The organism is Roseibium sp. (genome assembly GCF_965229775.1).
Classification (GTDB): domain Bacteria; phylum Pseudomonadota; class Alphaproteobacteria; order Rhizobiales; family Stappiaceae; genus Roseibium.
The window spans coordinates 3,107,597-3,123,505 of the sequence record NZ_OZ245929.1; the positions used below are offsets into that span (position 1 = coordinate 3,107,597).

The following is a 15,909-nucleotide window of genomic DNA, read 5'->3' on the forward strand; positions in this document are numbered from 1 at the left end:
CCCGGAACTCAATCAGCCGCCGAAATAGCTCAGCAACGCGTCCGCGGTCTCGTCCGGGGCTTCTTCGGGCAGAAAATGCCCGCCTGGAAGAGCCATGCCCTGCACATCCGGGCTCCAGCGGCGCCAGACCGCCAGCGGATCGTCGACGCTTGAGGCAATGCCTTTACTGCCCCAAAGGGCCAGCACTCCGGCTGAAATTGTCCTTCCCGCGTCCTGGTCGGCCTTGTCGTGATCGTAGTCGATCGTCGCACCGGCGCGGTAATCCTCGCAGCTCGCGGATATCCGGTCAGGCTGGCAGAACCAGTCTCTCGTGTGTTCCAGCGCGCCGTCGGAAAAACAGTCGAGGGTCTTCTCCGCGGTCCAGCTTGCGAGCGTATGCTCAAGGAAACGGACGGGCGCGGCCGAAATCATCTTTTCCGGAAACGGAAACGGCTGGGCAAGGAACATCCAGTGATAGATCTTGAGGCCGAAGCCGCGGTCCATGAGGTCCCAGTAATCCGATGTCGGCAGGATATCGAGCACTGCCAGCTTCTTGACCGAACCGGGAAAATCGAGCGCAAGCCTGTAACCGACACGTGCCCCGCGGTCATGCCCCGCCAGAAAGAATGTCTCGTAGCCGAGGAGGCGCATCATTTCGGTGATCGCCTCAGCCCAGGCGCGTTTGGAATACGTTGCGTGACCGGATGTCCTCGGCGGGATCGATGAGTGTCCATAACCGGGAAGGTCGGGCATGACCAATGTGAAGCGGCTCGCCAGACGTGGCGCAATCTTGTGCCAGATCACATGCGACTGGGGGTAGCCGTGGAGGAGCAGAAGGGGTGGCCCCGATCCCCCGATGCGGCAAAAAAAGTCCGTGCTCTTCGCGCGAACGATCCTGGTGTCGAAAGTCGGAAACAGGTCCGGCAGTTCCCTCGTCAAAAGCAAGTCTCCGATTCACAGGGCGTGACAGTCCGGCGATGGCATCGCTGCGGCGCAAGGCCGGTGTAACAGACGCCTTGCGCTGTATGACCCTCAGATCTCAGTCTTCGTTTTGCGCTTCACGCGCAATCGCGCGCCATCCGATGTCGCTTCGGCAGAAGCCGTCCGGCCAGTCTATCTTACCGATCGCATCATAGGCATGTTCTTTCGCGTCCGCGACCGAGTTGCCGAGCGCCGTCACGTTCAGGACCCGTCCTCCGTTTGCGAGCAGGCGCCCGTCCGCGCGCTTCGTACCGGCGTGAAAGACCTGCAGAACATCCGATCCCATCTGCTCAAGCCCGCGGATCTCCGTGCCTTTCTTGTAGGTCGCCGGATATCCGTTCGCGGCCATGACGACGCTGAGGGCTGCCTGGTCGTGCCATTCCGCATGTGCGGTTCCAAGACGCCCCTCGACGCTGTCGACAAGAAGCTCCAGAAGGTCGCTTTTCAGGCGCATGACCAGGACCTGGCATTCCGGATCGCCGAAACGTGTATTGTATTCAATCAGTTTGGGGCCGTCGCTCGTGATCATGAGACCGGCGTAAAGCACTCCCTTGAACGGTGTGCCACGCGCCGCCAGCGTGCTGATCGTCGGCGAGATGATGTCCGCCATCACCCGGTCGATCAGGGCTTGCGTCATGACGGGAGCCGGGGAGTAGGCCCCCATGCCGCCCGTGTTGGGACCCTCGTCGCCGTCATGGGCGCGCTTGTGATCCTGGGCGGTGGCGAGCGCAAGGGCATTGGTTCCATCGGACAGGACGAAGAAGCTTGCTTCTTCCCCGTCTAGAAATTCCTCGATGACGACTTCCGCGCCCGCGTCGCCGAACGAGCCGTCGAAACACGCTTTCACGGCGTCTTCGGCTTCGGCAAGGGACATGGCCACCACGACGCCCTTGCCGGCGGCAAGACCGTCCGCCTTCACGACGATCGGGGCGCCTTCCTTTTTCAGATACGCGAGCGCGTCTTCCCGGTTGGTGAAGCGCCCGTAAGCGGCTGTCGGGATGGCGGCCTCGTCGCAGACGCCTTTCGTGAATGCCTTGGACCCCTCCAGTTGCGCGGCGGCTTTTGTCGGTCCGAAGGCCTTGATCCCCGCAGCGTCGAGATCGTCGACAACGCCCGCGACGAGCGGAGCTTCGGGTCCTACCACCACCAGGTCGACCGCGTTTGACTTGCAGAACGTTATGACGGCCTGGTGGTCGGTGACATCGATCTGCGCGATCTCCGCCAGATCGGCAATTCCGGCATTGCCGGGAGCGGCAAAGAGCTTTGTCAGTTTCGGGGACTTGGCGAGTGCCCATGCCAAGGCGTGTTCACGGCCACCGGAGCCGATAAGCAGGAGTTTCATGTCAAGCGGATCTCTTCAAACGGTCCATCGTGCCGACCGGGCTTGACCTGAGTCGACCATGCGAGATCGCGGTCTATCACGGAGCATCGCCTGTCGCAAACACGTCCGGTGCGGCGGCCGGGACCGGGCCAAACAGAAGGCTGTGACCATTTGCAAGATGTAATCCGTCGTCAAATTCGCTAGGGTCAGGACTCATTCATTTGGTTGAATTGGCGCAGCAAACGGCGATGAGCTGTAAGGAAAAGCGCGACAAGCGGGCTTCCTGCCCGGTTGAGCGGTTTGACGGTGCAGATCGATGCCGTTTTTGCGTCCCGCAGGGATAGGGTGAATTTGCCCGGCAACGTCGTTGCAAATCTTCGGAACCCGGACGGTTTCCTGCAGCTTTGCGCCTTGTATCCGGACCAATTCATCCCTACCAATTCATCCAAATGAATGAGTCCTGACCCTAGAACGGGCGAATTCGAAAAGGGCAGCTCATGTTTTTCTCAACCAGGGATACCGGACCGGTCGCGGATGCGGTAAAGCGGCACTGGGTCGACACGAAACTACCGGCAGGACTGCGGCCTTACGCCCGGCTCGCCCGTTGGGAGCGGCCCATCGGCTGGTGGCTGCTGCTCTGGCCGTGCTGGTGGTCGGCGGCGCTTGCTGCCGTTGCAGCGGGGAACGCCTTGCCGAACCTCTGGCATCTTGTCCTCTTTTTCGTCGGCGCGGTTGCCATGCGCGGAGCCGGCTGCACTTACAACGACATCGTCGATGTCGACATCGATTCGAAGGTGGAGCGGACGCGTTCGCGCCCGATACCGGCCGGGCAGGTGACCAAGGCGCAGGCCAGGATCTTCCTCGTCGTGCAAGCCCTGCTGGGCTTCCTGGTGCTCATCCAGTTCAACACCTTCTCGATTGCGCTCGGGATCGCCTCGCTCGTGCCCGTTGCCATCTATCCTTTCATGAAGCGCGTTACGGACTGGCCGCAGCTCTTCCTGGGGTTTGCGTTTTCCTGGGGGGCGTTGATGGGATGGGCTGCCGAATTCGGATCGTTGGCTCTGACACCGGTGTTGCTTTATTTCGGCGGTATCTGCTGGACGATCGGCTACGACACCATCTATGCGCACCAGGACAAGGAAGACGATGCGCTGGTGGGGGTCCGGTCGACTGCGCGGCTTTTCGGATCACACACCAAGGCGGCACTCATCGTGCTCTATACGCTCGCAACCGTTCTCTTCGGTCTTGCCGCCGCGTTTGCCGACGCGGGACCTGCCGCATTTGCCGGGATCCTCGCGGGTGCGATCCATCTGCTCTGGCAGGTCGTCGTTCTGGATATCGACGATGGCGACCAGTGTCTGAAGCTGTTCCGTTCCAACAGCACCTATGGGTGGATCGTTTTCGCGGGCTTTGTCGCCGATGCGTTGATCGGCGCTACGCTATAGAAATCAGTCAGTTGCCGTCATGAGCGTGCGATGATTTCGCGTTCATGCGCGAAATTGGCCGCGCTCGCGTCTTTTCTGCCCGTGGACCGCTTGTACAGGAAGCGGGGCCGGCGTCCGGTCAGCAGACGCAATTTGCGGCGTGGCGCAGGCCGGTCCGAGGACGTGGCGCTGTAGGCGTCAATCGGTTTGACATCGCCGCCGAGGTCGCAGACCAGCATAGGCAGGTTCAAGGTGTGTGCCCAACGGCTCCACAGGATCGCGAGTTCGTCGGAATTCTCGGTTTCCGCGAGCGTGATCGACAATGCGCTGTCGGGATGTTTCAGGATCAGCGCCGTGACGACGCTGCCGGCCATGTGGCCTGGAACGATGCGGACCATGACGCCGTCGAAGCCGCTGATCGGCACAACCACGTTGACGGGCACACCGGCGACGCGCCGCTTGTATATGACCCGGGTCTGATCGAGAAAGATTTCGGCGGGAAGAGCAGGTGTGCCGGGACGGGATTCGAGTCTTTGCGTGAATTGGACCGGCAGGCAACCGGGGTGCAGTTGTGTTTCTGCATTGCTCCCGGCTGCCGCTGGCACCTGTTGTTCTGTTTGACGTCTCAAATGACTCTCCGTCGGACCTTTTGGTCTCTTGATGGGATGAAAGCTACGTGAGAAACGTCGTGAACCGCTTAAGAGATAGAGTTAAAAAACTGTGATTTCAAAAAGGGTTACCGGAATGTAAGCGGCCCGGAAACCATCTGTTCATGCCTGTGTCGGAATTGGGCCGAAGCTGAAATTCCAAAGACGCTTCAATATGCTTGCGAGGTCCCTATGTAATCCATTGACCCCAAATTGTTGCGGAGCCACGGCACTGGGCGTAAACAACAGCCGAAGCGGGGCCAATGGAACAGACACATCAAGGCGGAATGAATGTCGGAAATGATTGATCAGAGCGACCTGCAGTCGCGCGCGGTACGTCTCGTCGAAGCGGCACGCAAGGCCGGTGCGGACTCCTGCGATGCCGTTGCCGTCACGGGCGTGTCGCTCTCCGTCGATGTCCGGGAAGGCAAGGTCGAAGAGACGGAGCGTGCGGAAGGGGACGATGTCACCCTGCGCGTGTTCGTCGGCAGGAAAACCGCCGCCGTTTCGGCAAATCAGCTGGATGATCCCGATACGCTGGCCGAACGCGCGGTCGCCATGGCGCGTGTCGCCCCGGAAGATCCCTATGCGGGCCTCGCCGATGACGGCCTTCTTGTCAGGCAGTTGCCCGAACTGGAACTTCTCGACGGCAAGGAAATGACCGCGGACGATCTCGCCGGGATCGCACTTGAGGCTGAGGCCGCGGGACTGGCGGTTCCGGGTGTCAGCAAATCCGGCGGCGCGGGGGCCTCCTGGCGCCTGGCCGGGGTCGTGCTGGCCACGAGCCACGGCTTTGAAGGCGCTTACATGACCTCGCGCTATGGCATGTCGATGACCGCGGTGGCCGGCGACGGGACCGGAATGGAGCGCGACTACGACTTCGACAGCAGAACCTTTTTCGAGGATCTCGACAGCCCGGCCGACATCGGACGCAGAGCCGGGGAACGCGCCGTGCGCCGCCTGAACCCGCAGAAGCTTTCGACGCGGACAACCAACGTCATTTATGAATCGCGCGCCGCGCGCAGCATTCTCGGCCACCTGACCGGCGCCATCAATGGTGCCTCGATCGCGCGAAAGACCAGTTTCCTGAAAGACCGGATGGGTGAAGCGGTGTTTGCACCGGGCATTCGGGTGGTGGACGACCCTTTCAAGCGCCGGGGAGCGGCAACGCGCCCCTTCGACGGCGAGGGGACGGCCGCCTCCGTGCTCAACATGATCGAGGATGGGGTGCTGCAGCACTGGTTTCTGGACGGCGCTTCGGCGCGCGAACTGGGTCTTGCACCCAATGGGCGCGCGCACCGGAGCGGCAGCGGAACATCGCCCGGTGCCACGAACGTAACCCTGATGCCCGGTGACAAGTCCATGGAAGAGCTGATGGCGGACGCCGGAAGCGGCCTGCTGGTGTCCGATCTCATCGGTCATGGTGTCAATGGTGTCACCGGCGACTACTCGCGCGGCGCAGCCGGTTTCTGGTTCGAGAACGGAGAAATCGTCGAACCTGTCAGCGAAATCACGATTGCCGGCAATCTCAACGACATGTTCAAGCGCCTGGTTCCCGGCAGCGATCTCGACAATCGCTATTCGGCTGCGACGCCCTCCGTCATGATTGAAGGAATGGCGCTTGCCGGTAGCTGAACGACACGACCGCGCGCATGAGCCGGACGCCGACATCGACTTGCTGGAAGCCGCTGCACGCCAGGCAGGCGAACTTGCGCTCGGCTACTTCGGACAGGGTCTCGAAACCTGGTTCAAGGGAAACAACAAGTCACCCGTCTCCGAGGCGGATATTGCCGTCGACCGGTTCCTTGCAGACCGCCTATTGACGGAGCGCCCGGATTACGGCTGGCTGTCTGAGGAGACCGCCGACGATCGGGCCAGGTTGACATGCGAGCGCGTGTTCATCGTCGACCCGATCGACGGAACGCGCGCCTTTCTTGCAGGCGGTGATGAGTGGACCGTGTCCGTTGCCGTCGTTGAAGGTGGCCGACCGGTTGCAGGCGCCGTGTTCTGTCCCATCCGGAAGGAAATGTTCACGGCGCGCGCCGGAGGTGGCGCGTTTCTGAACGGGAGCAGGATCACCGTCTCGGATCGGCTTGACGTGTCCGGCGCGACACTGACCGGGCCTCATTCGATTGTCGCGAACACCGATGTGCTGGGGGCAGGGTTTCAGAAAACGGAGTTCTTCAGGTCCCTTGCGTACCGGCTGGTGGTGATCGCAGCGGGGCGCATCGACGTGGGTACGGCACGCGGTGGACCAAGTGACTGGGATCTCGCAGCCGCCGATCTCGTGGTTCAGGAAGCCGGCGGCGCCTTGACGGACGTGGACGGCAACGTTTTGACCTACAATCGGCCCCGGACGGGGCACCCGGCATTGATCGCGGCATCGACCGGGCTTATAGGACCAGTGCGGGCAGTTCTTGGAGACATTCTCCGTTAGCAGGCTGCTGCGTCACGAATTCAACGAGGATGTTCATGAGCGAGACAGACACCCCGAAACAGCTTTTGCACCTTGTCTTTGGCGGTGAGCTGGAAACGCCCGAAGGTCTGACGTTCCGGGATCTGGACGAACTGGACATCGTCGGCATCTACCCGAACTACGCGGAAGCCTACACGGCCTGGAAAGCCAAGGCACAGGCGACGGTCGACAATGCCCACATGCGCTACTTCATCGTGCACATGCATCGTCTTCTGGACCCGGACACGGCGGCATAGCAACGAAGCAATCAGGCGATAAAAATATGATCAAGCGCCTCGGCCGCCATCCCTGGGTACTGGCTAGTGTCGGCTCGTTAATGGCCGCATGGCTGAAACTGGTCTATCACACCAACCGGTTTGTGATAGAGCCTGAGGGCGTGCACGATGAAACCGAGAAACAGCTTCCGGTGATCGTTGCAATGTGGCACGGACAGCATTTCATGGTGCCTTTTGCGAAACCGCGGCACTGGCCGGCCAAGGTCATGATCTCCCGGTCGGCTGACGGGGAGGTGAACGCGATCGCCGCAAGCAAGTTCGGCCTTGGCCTGATCAGGGCGTCCGGGGGGCGGAACGCCCGCCAGATCAAGAAACGCGGGGGCATGCGGGGGTTCATCGAGGCCGTCAGATCCCTGAAGGACGGTTACAGCATCGCCATGACCGCCGATGTCCCGAAAGGACCGTCGCGCAAGGCGGGCGAAGGCATCGTGCAGCTTGCCAAGCATTCCGGACGTCCCATCCTGCCGGTTGCCGTGGCGACGAGCCGCAGCATCGAACTCGATAGCTGGGACAAGGCCAGCGTCAACCTGCCCTTCGGTCGCGGCAGCATCGCCGTGGGCGATCTGATCTGGGTGCCTGCGGAAACGGAGGACGACGCGCTCGAGGCCTTCCGCCTGGACGTCGAAAACGGCCTGAACGCCGCCACGAGGCGTGCCTACGAACTGGTCGGCAGGTCGGATGGTTGAAAAACGCCCATTCCTGCTCAGTCTTTACAGGGCCGCTGCACGAGGCGTTTCACCACTGTTTCACGTGCTTTTTGCGCTTCGCAGCCGCTCTTCGAAGGAAATTCCGGCCCGCAAGGTGGAGCGTTTCGGAAGAGCCGGGCGCACGCGTCCGCAGGGAACGCTGATATGGATCCACGCCGCAAGCGTCGGTGAAACCATGTCGGTGCTTCCGCTGATCGGTGCGCTGACGGGTGAAGGCCACAAGGTACTGTTGACCACCGTGACCGTGACTGCATCGGAATTGGCGGACAAGAGACTGCCCGAAGGGGCATTTCACCAGTTCGTGCCCTATGACGCCCCGGCGCCGATCAGGCGGTTCGTCGATCATTGGTCGCCGGATCTGGCGATGGTCGTCGAATCGGAAATCTGGCCCTGCCTGTTTGACGAGATGAAAGGCCGCGACATTCCGTTCGTTCTGTTGAACGGAAGATTGTCTGACGGATCGCAGCGGAACTGGTCCCGCATCCCGGCGACGTCGCGCTACATTTTCGGATGCCTCGATGCCGTTCTGGCGCAGAGCAGGACGGACGCGGACCGGTTCAGGTCCATGGGATGCACGTCCGTGGACGCTCCCGGAAACCTGAAATTCGACGCCGCCGAACCCGCAGTTGACGCGAAGGCCCTGGCGCTTCTGAAGTCCCAGACCGGCGACCGGCGCATTTGGCTTGCAGCGCTGACCCACCCGGGCGAAGACGAGATCGTGTTCGAAGCCTTCGACCGGCTGCGCCGGGATTTTCCGGACCTCCTGCTGGTGCTCGTCCCGCGGCACCCGGCAAGGGCATCCGAGATTTCCGGTCAGGCGGGTGAACGGGGACTGGCACTCGTCTCGCGCAGTTCCGCGGAACCGGTGCATGCCGAAACCGATGTTTTCCTGGGCGACACGCTGGGCGAAATGGGTCTGTTCTACCGGCTTGCGCCGGTCACGTTCCTGGGCGGTTCCTTTGTGGATGTCGGCGGACATAATCCGGTCGAGGCTGCCCTTGCGGGATCCGCGCTGATCACGGGTCCGAGGGTTGCAAACGCGCGCGGCGTGTACAAGGATTTCTGGAACAGGGGCGCGGCTATCCGGGTCAGCGAGCCGGCAGACCTTGCTGCCAGTGTCGGTACGCTCTTGAGCGACCCGAACAAGGTCGGCCTGCAGGTCGGCACCGCCAGATCGCTTGTCGAGGAAGGACGCGGTGCACTTGAAAAGACCCTGGAAGTGCTGAAGCGGGTCCTGAAGGGTGCGCGAAGCGGACGGCGTTCGGAGCCGGAAGATGAAAAGAGCACCTGACTTCTGGTGGCAGCGGAGCTTGCCGCCGCTGGCCCATCTTCTGAAGCCTGCCGGCTGGGTCTACGGTCGTGTCTCGGGCCGCAGAATGCACCGCAAACCGCGGGCACGAAGCCGGCTGCCGGTCATCTGTGTCGGCAATTTTGTCGTTGGCGGCACCGGCAAGACACCCTTTGCGATCGAGTTGGCGCGCCTGTTGCGGCAAGATGGCCTCACACCCGGTTTTCTTCTCAGAGGATATGGCGGGCGCAACAGGGGGCCGCTTCTTGTCGACCCGCAAACGCATGACGCGGAAGATGTCGGCGATGAGGCGCTGCTCCTTGCAGCGCATGCGCCGACCGTCATTTCGTCCGACAGGCCGGCGGGCGCACGCCTCGCCGAGGAACAGCCGATCGATGTTCTCATCATGGATGACGGCTTTCAGAACCCCTCTCTTGCCAAGGATCTGAATCTCGTCCTGGTCGACTGCAGCACCGGGTTCGGCAACGGCTTGTGCCTGCCTGCAGGCCCTTTGCGCGCGCCCGCGCAGCTGCAGATCGTGAAGGCCGACTGCCTGGTCCTCATCGGCGAGGGTGACGAAGCCGACGAGGCGGTCCACCTTGCCGGGCGCAAGGGTCTCCCGCTCCTGCATGCGCATGTGCAGCCACGGCCGAGCGACGCGCTGGAGGGCAGGCGCCTGTTCGCCTTCGCCGGCATCGGGCGCCCGCGGAAATTCTTCAGGTCGCTGGAAGAGATGGGATATGCCGTTCACGAAACCAGGGAATTTCCAGACCATCACCGCTATTCGGAAATGGACGCGCGCGCACTGTTGACGGAGGCGGAGAACGGCGGTTTGCAGCTGGTCACGACGCGCAAGGACATGATGCGTTTACAGTCCTCGGAAACGGAACTGTTCCGCTGGCTGGCCGCCAAGACGGAGGTTCTGGACGTTGCGATGAAGATTGATGATCCGGATCGCCTGATTGCGCTTGTCAGGGAAAGGCTGCGCGCGAAATCCTTCGAGCGTTAGCCCTGGCGGTTTTCCAGGTAGCGTTTCATCGACGCCTTTGCGTCAACATAGGCTTCCTGGTGCTCCACCGACCAGTATTTGAGCTCGTCTAGCGGAATCGCTGCGCCCGTGACCGCACAGCGCACGAATGTTCCCGGCGTTTCGACCTGGTAGTCGCCATCCAGGTAACGGACGCGGGCTTCGCTCGGAATTCGTGGGTTTTCGTATCGGTTCATGGTCTACGGTTTGCCGTCTGGTTTTGCGGATTGCATCCGTCTTTTACGGCAGATCGAGCCTTCCCGGCAAGTCAAAGCCCGAAGAAACACGGCGATTATTTTGAAACTATTCTAGGTTCTGGTCAGGATTTAACGAATAGGGATTCCCTTTTGGCAGCAAATCAGATTCAAGACTGATTTTTGGAGATCAGTCATGTCTGAGACGCGTTACGAGGATGAACTGACGGACGCTCAATGGGCTCGTCTTGCACCGTTGATGCCTGGAGGGTGCCGAGGCAAACGCGGTCCACGAACGGATAACCGGCGTTTTCTGAACGCAGTCTTGTGGATCGCACGCTCGGGAGCCAAGTGGCGTTATCTGCCTGAGCGCTATGGCCGTTACGGCACGGTCAAGCAACGCTACTACGACTGGATTTCAAGAGGCGTTTTTCAAAACATCTTCAAAGCGTTGAATGAGGACGCGGACTTTGAATGGCTCAGTGTCGATGCCACCGTTGTCCGGGTTCATCAACACGCCAGCGGCGCAAGTCGCAAAAAAGGGGCTCTGAAGCCCAGGGTATCGGGCGCTCCAAGGGAGGGCTGACAACCAAGCTGCACGGCGTATGTGACAGTTTAGGGCTGCCCTTGCGCTTTGTCTCCAGTCCAGGACACCGGGGCGAGGTTCTGTTCGGGGCTGAGCTGATCAAGGGCTACAAACCCGGCTATGTTATCGCGGATCGGGCATACGATGCGGAGCATTTCCACGACGCTATTCTTGATTTGGGAGCAACACCCGTCATTCCGCCACGCCACAATCGCCTGCGGCCCCATGCTTGTGACTGGACAATCTATAAAGAACGGAACGCCATAGAGCGTTTGTTCAATAAGCTCAAACACTTCAGACGCGTCGCCACTCGCTACGACAAACTCTTAGCCAACTTCATGGGCTTCGTGACGATTGCCGCAATTCATATCCTGATCAGGTAATCCTTAATTCCTGACCAGAACCTAGAACGCAGGTGTCGATCGGCGGCGGATTTGAAGTGAGATTTTAGGGAATTGGCTGGGCCGAGGGACGTGCTTGGCTGCGTTGCGGCTCGCGCGGCAACGGATTAAAGCTGATTTTTACATTCAAGTTAAATTTGGCTCAAGTGGATTTTCCAGCTTTTCATGTGAAAAACGGACGCAATCTCCCTATGTTCTGAGGAAACAGGACAAACGGCCGGCTGTCTGCAGCGGGCCAGCCCGGGAGACGCCGGGCAAAGACAGGAACCGCACATGACCCTTTCATCGACCGATCTCATCGAAACGTCAGGCCTCGGACTGGACACCGCCACAAGGATTACGCAGGACGCGCTGTCGGGAGCGGACGATGGGGAACTGTTCGTCGAATACCGCCAGACCGAGGGACTGGTTTTCGACAACGGCCGGCTGAAGGGGGCGAACTATGACACGGCACAGGGTTTCGGCCTGCGGGCCGTGGCCGGTGAAGCGGCCGGGTATGCGCATGCAGGCGACATCTCCGAAGCGGCGCTGACGCGCGCTGCCGATGCCGTGAGCGCCGTCAAAAAGGGGTATTCCGGCAGCTACGCGGCAGCGCCGGCGCGGACCAACCAGTCGCTCTACACCGATGCCAATCCGCTGGGCGGCCCGAACTTCGAGGAGAAGGTCAAGCTCCTGCAGGAGATCGACGCCTATGCAAGGGCCAAGGACCCGCGTGTCCGCCAGGTGACGGCTTCGCTTGCCGGGTCCTGGCAGGTTGTGGAAATCCTGCGCGCCGACGGGCACCTCGTGCGCGATGTCCGCCCGATGGTCCGGCTGTCCATTTCGGTTGTTGCCGGAAACGACGAGCGCCAGGAAAGCGGCATGTTTGGCTGCGGCGGCCGCGAGGGCTTCGAGCGCTTCATCACGACGGAAAACTGGCAGGGCGGCGTCGACGAAGCCCTGCGGCAGGCGCTTGTGAACCTGGAGGCCGTTCCTGCGCCCGCCGGGTCCTTTGACGTCGTGCTCGGCCCGGGCTGGCCCGGCATTCTGCTGCACGAAGCCGTCGGCCACGGTCTGGAAGGCGACTTCAACCGCAAGAAGACATCGGCTTTCGCGGGGCTCATGGGCGAACGTGTTGCCTCTCCCGGCGTCACGATCGTTGATGACGGCACAATACCGGACCGGCGCGGATCGCTGAGCGTCGACGATGAAGGCACGCCGGCAAGCCGGACCGTCCTGATCGAGGACGGTATTCTCAAGGGATACATGCAGGACCGCCAGAACGCGCGCCTGATGGGCATGGAGCCGACCGGCAACGGGCGCCGCCAGTCCTTTGCGCATATTCCGATGCCGCGCATGACCAACACGGTCATGATGGCGGGCGACAAGGATCCGACGGAAATTCTTGAATCGGTCAAGGACGGGATCTACGCGGTTTCCTTCGGCGGCGGCCAGGTTGACATCACCTCCGGCAAGTTCGTTTTTTCCTGCACCGAAGCCTACCGGGTCGAAAACGGCAAGGTCGGCGCACCGGTCAAGGGCGCGATGCTGATCGGCAACGGCCCCGATGCCCTGACCCGTGTCGCCATGATCGGCAACGACATGAAACTCGATCCCGGCATGGGCACCTGCGGCAAGCAGGGGCAGGGCGTACCGGTCGGCGTCGGCCAGCCCTCCATGCGGATCAACGAGATGACGATCGGCGGCACGGCGGTCTGAGCGGGGCTGTGCATTCGGGATGCCGCAGATTAGGTTCGTCATCTTCGACATGGACGAGGTGCTCTATGACTGTGATCATCAGTTACGCCTCGATCTCCTGGAAAGGTTGACCGGCCGTCCTGCCCATGAAATCGACGCGGCGGTCTGGAGCGGACCGCATGAAAGCCTGGCAGAGGCAGGGTCACCCGCAACGCCGGAAGGTTATCTGGCGCAATATGCGCAGTTGCTCGGCTATCCGATCGACTTCGACACCTGGGCGGACATCCGCAGGCAGATGATGCGTCCGCGGCAGAATGTTCTCGACCTTGTGCGACGCCTGGCGAAAAGGGCCGATCTGGCGCTCCTGACCAACAACGGCATGCTGCTCAAGTCCGCCTTGCCCGTCTGCGCTCCGGACGTCGTCGGGATATTTGGCGAAAAGGCGCATGTGTCAGCCGAGTTCAAGGCCAAGAAACCGGACCCCCTCGTCTTTCGGCGCATCTGTGCGGCCTACAGCTACGCGCCCGGCGAATGCGCCTTTGTCGATGACCGCAAGGACAATGTCGACGGGGCGGAACAGGCAGGTCTGACGGGCCATGTCTTCACATCCCATGACCGGCTTTACAGCTTCCTGGACGAGCGCAAGCTGATCTGAAACCTGCGTATGTCGCTGCATGGGCGGAACAGCCCGGGTGCCGGTTGCCAACCGCCGGCATGCGTCGCAGCGGCGCGGTTCTGGCCAAATGCCCTCAAAATCAGCACAACCGCGCGGGAAACTTTAATATTTATCAAAGCCAATTGCTCTATCTTAGCTAAAATCTAATCAAATCCTGATTTGATCGACGGGGAACAAGGGGTCTACGCCGGGGCGACGTAAGGAGTAGGGATGGCAACAGAGGGCGCACCTCCGTTTTTTGCAGAAGCGATCGTGTTTCTGGCAGCCACCTGCGTCGCCGTGCCGATCGCCAAGCGTCTCGGTCTTGGGTCTGTTGTCGGCTATCTGGCCGCCGGCGCCGCGATCGGTCCCCACGGCCTGCAATTGCTCGGCTCGGGCGAGGACGTCCTTCATGTTGCCGAACTGGGTGTCGTGCTGCTGCTGTTCGTGATCGGCCTGGAACTCGATCCCCGAAAGCTCTGGCGCATGAAGCGGGACATATTCGGGCTGGGAACCGCCCAGGTCGTCCTGACCGGCGCCAGCCTGTTCGCAGTTGCCCGGCTGGTCGGAATGCCCTTTTCAACGGCCTTCGTCGCCGGGTTCGGCCTCGCGTTGTCGTCAACCGCATTTGCCCTTCAGATCCTTCAGGAACGCGGGCAACTGTCATCGCCCTACGGCCAGCGTGCCTTCGGTATCCTGCTGCTTCAGGACATCGCCATCGTGCCGCTCCTGGCGATGGTTGCCATCCTGGCGCCGGGTGAGGGCCCGTCCACCGCTGCTGAAATCGTGACAGAAGTCCTGATCGTTCTGGGGGCCGTCGCGGCCGTGATCCTGACCGGTCGCTATCTCATATCCCCGATATTCCTGTTTCTGGCCGCCAGCCGCGCGCGCGAGGTCATGCTGACGGCAGCCCTGCTGGTCGCGCTGGGCAGCGCCGGGATCATGCACTCGGTCGGCCTGTCGATGGCGCTGGGCGCCTTTCTGGCCGGCGTGCTTCTGGCTGAATCGAGTTTCAGACACACGCTTGAAGCGGATATCGAACCGTTTCGTTCGCTCCTGATGGGGCTGTTCTTCGTGGCCGTCGGCATGTCGCTCGATGTGTCGCTCGTGATCGAGAACTGGCTCGTCGTCGCAGCCGGTGTGGCCATCGTCATGGGGATCAAGGGCCTGTTTCTCTGGGGCCTGTCCCGAGGCACCGGGTCGCCGAATTCGGACGCCATGCGCATCGCCGTGACGCTGCCGCAGGGCGGTGAGTTCGCCTTCGTGCTCTTCACTGCAGCCGTCAGCAACAGCCTGCTCGACTATCAGACCGCGAACCTTCTGAACGCCATCGTCATCCTGACGATGCTTCTGACACCGCTCGCCTGCCTGGCACTCGACCGCCTTGCCGCCCGGGCCAAGGCGCTGGGCGTCGAGAACCCGTCCATCGAGACTTTCGACGAGGCAGCCCCGACGGTACTCGTCATCGGCTTTGGCCGTTTCGGAATGGTTGTCGCACAGATCCTGACGTCAGAAGGCCTGGAAATCACCGCCATCGACAACCGGCCCGACCGGATCGATTACGCGCGAAAGCAGGGCTACAAGGTCTATTACGGCGACGCCACGCGCGCAGACGTGCTCGCCGCCGCCGGTGCCGGAAAGGCGGCTCTTGTCGCCATGTGCATCGAAAACGACAAGATCATGGCCCGGGCCATCGACGAGATCCGCGACGGCTTCCCCGACGCCCTGATCTTCTGCCGCGCCACCGACCGCGCGCATGTTCTGGATCTCACCAGGCGGGGCGTCGACTACCAGATTCGCGAGACCTTCGAATCGAGCGTTGTCTTCGGCCGCGCGGCCCTTGAAGCCCTTGGCACGCCGCTCGACAGGATCGACCAGATCGAGGAAGACGTGCGCGCAAGGGACCAGGAGCGTCTCGCGGTGCAGATGGAACAGGGAATGTTTGCCGGATCGGACCGGCTTCACAAGGTGACCCCGCGCAGGCGCGCCGAAGACAAGCAGGATATGCCCGCGCAGCACAACGAGACCGCCTGAGCCGCGGACTTCGGTCTCCGGTGAGGACGGAAAGCCTTAGGTGATGGACTCATAAATGAGGCGGAAATGGTTTGAGGCGGATTGCTTCTCCTCAAGGAGCGGAAGCGCAGGAAATGTGGTTCATTTTCAAGCCTTTCGCGACGCGGAGGAGGCGCAATCCGGTCAAATCCGAAGGACATGGAAATGGCTTCACCCCGTGGCGTCAGCGTGCTTGACCGGGCAGGAAGCCCGCTCCGC

General features: G+C 61.6%; 15 protein-coding genes. 11 read left to right on the forward strand and 4 right to left on the reverse strand.

Translation table 11 applies throughout. The features are described from left to right. Nucleotides 1–12 precede the first annotated feature (12 nt). Both ACO07N_RS14095 and purD read right to left on the reverse strand, forming a co-directional pair. Nucleotides 13–918, reverse strand: a complete 906-nt coding sequence (locus ACO07N_RS14095) for an alpha/beta fold hydrolase (protein ID WP_421981625.1) — start codon at nucleotides 916–918, stop codon at nucleotides 13–15. A 100-nt stretch (nucleotides 919–1,018) separates the two neighbouring features. Beyond that, nucleotides 1,019–2,302: a phosphoribosylamine--glycine ligase gene (purD, locus tag ACO07N_RS14100; RefSeq protein WP_421981626.1), complete on the reverse strand. Its 1,284-nt coding sequence runs from the start codon at nucleotides 2,300–2,302 to the stop codon at nucleotides 1,019–1,021. Nucleotides 2,303–2,778: 476 nt separating this feature from the next. Here purD and ubiA point away from each other — a divergent pair, with 476 nt between their 5' ends. Next, the gene (gene ubiA, locus ACO07N_RS14105) at nucleotides 2,779–3,726 is read left to right on the forward strand and encodes a 4-hydroxybenzoate octaprenyltransferase (protein ID WP_421981627.1); all 948 of its coding nucleotides are present in this window, start codon (nucleotides 2,779–2,781) and stop codon (nucleotides 3,724–3,726) included. Nucleotides 3,727–3,743: 17 nt separating this feature from the next. On the opposite strand, the gene ACO07N_RS14110 is transcribed toward ubiA, so the two are convergent. Beyond that, on the reverse strand, nucleotides 3,744–4,334 hold the full coding sequence (locus tag ACO07N_RS14110; protein ID WP_421981628.1) for a DUF6101 family protein: 591 nt from the start codon (nucleotides 4,332–4,334) through the stop codon (nucleotides 3,744–3,746). Nucleotides 4,335–4,643: 309 nt separating this feature from the next. On the opposite strand from ACO07N_RS14110, the gene ACO07N_RS14115 reads away from it, so the two are divergent. The 6 genes from ACO07N_RS14115 to lpxK are packed head-to-tail and all read left to right on the forward strand — an operon-like array spanning nucleotide 4,644 to nucleotide 10,107. Then, entirely contained in the window at nucleotides 4,644–5,987 is a 1,344-nt protein-coding gene (locus ACO07N_RS14115) for a TldD/PmbA family protein (RefSeq protein ID WP_421981629.1), read from the forward strand. After that, on the forward strand, nucleotides 5,974–6,789 hold the full coding sequence (locus tag ACO07N_RS14120; protein ID WP_421981630.1) for a 3'(2'),5'-bisphosphate nucleotidase CysQ: 816 nt from the start codon (nucleotides 5,974–5,976) through the stop codon (nucleotides 6,787–6,789). The genes ACO07N_RS14115 and ACO07N_RS14120 overlap by 14 nt, the downstream gene beginning before the upstream one ends. Nucleotides 6,790–6,824: 35 nt before the next feature. Next, nucleotides 6,825–7,064 (forward strand): DUF4170 domain-containing protein, encoded by a 240-nt coding sequence (locus ACO07N_RS14125; RefSeq protein ID WP_421981631.1) that lies wholly within the window; start codon nucleotides 6,825–6,827, stop codon nucleotides 7,062–7,064. 26 nt (nucleotides 7,065–7,090) lie between these two features. After that, nucleotides 7,091–7,789 (forward strand): lysophospholipid acyltransferase family protein, encoded by a 699-nt coding sequence (locus ACO07N_RS14130; protein WP_421981632.1) that lies wholly within the window; start codon nucleotides 7,091–7,093, stop codon nucleotides 7,787–7,789. Then, entirely contained in the window at nucleotides 7,782–9,101 is a 1,320-nt protein-coding gene (locus ACO07N_RS14135; protein ID WP_421981633.1) for a 3-deoxy-D-manno-octulosonic acid transferase, read from the forward strand. Before ACO07N_RS14130 ends, ACO07N_RS14135 begins: the two co-directional genes overlap by 8 nt. After that, on the forward strand, nucleotides 9,085–10,107 hold the full coding sequence (lpxK, locus tag ACO07N_RS14140; RefSeq protein WP_421981634.1) for a tetraacyldisaccharide 4'-kinase: 1,023 nt from the start codon (nucleotides 9,085–9,087) through the stop codon (nucleotides 10,105–10,107). Before ACO07N_RS14135 ends, lpxK begins: the two co-directional genes overlap by 17 nt. Here the strand turns inward: lpxK and ACO07N_RS14145 are convergent. Then, nucleotides 10,104–10,322 (reverse strand): DUF2093 domain-containing protein, encoded by a 219-nt coding sequence (locus ACO07N_RS14145; RefSeq protein WP_319386049.1) that lies wholly within the window; start codon nucleotides 10,320–10,322, stop codon nucleotides 10,104–10,106. The genes lpxK and ACO07N_RS14145 overlap by 4 nt on opposite strands. A 193-nt stretch (nucleotides 10,323–10,515) precedes the next feature. Between ACO07N_RS14145 and ACO07N_RS14150 the strand changes: the two genes are divergently transcribed. The 4 genes from ACO07N_RS14150 to ACO07N_RS14165 all read left to right on the forward strand — a co-directional run bounded on the left by ACO07N_RS14150 (nucleotide 10,516) and on the right by ACO07N_RS14165 (nucleotide 15,672). Beyond that, a protein-coding gene (locus ACO07N_RS14150; RefSeq protein WP_421980360.1) for an IS5 family transposase occupies nucleotides 10,516–11,288 on the forward strand; the annotation gives its coding sequence in 2 pieces (ribosomal slippage) (nucleotides 10,516–10,852 and nucleotides 10,852–11,288; 774 coding nt in all). Between the two features lie 291 nt (nucleotides 11,289–11,579). Continuing rightward, nucleotides 11,580–13,004, forward strand: coding sequence for a metalloprotease TldD (gene tldD / locus ACO07N_RS14155; protein WP_421981635.1), 1,425 nt, complete (start codon nucleotides 11,580–11,582; stop codon nucleotides 13,002–13,004). A gap of 19 nt (nucleotides 13,005–13,023) precedes the next feature. Next, entirely contained in the window at nucleotides 13,024–13,638 is a 615-nt protein-coding gene (locus ACO07N_RS14160; RefSeq protein WP_421981636.1) for an HAD-IA family hydrolase, read from the forward strand. 231 nt (nucleotides 13,639–13,869) lie between these two features. After that, entirely contained in the window at nucleotides 13,870–15,672 is a 1,803-nt protein-coding gene (locus ACO07N_RS14165; protein WP_421981637.1) for a monovalent cation:proton antiporter-2 (CPA2) family protein, read from the forward strand. Nucleotides 15,673–15,909: the final 237 nt, after the last annotated feature.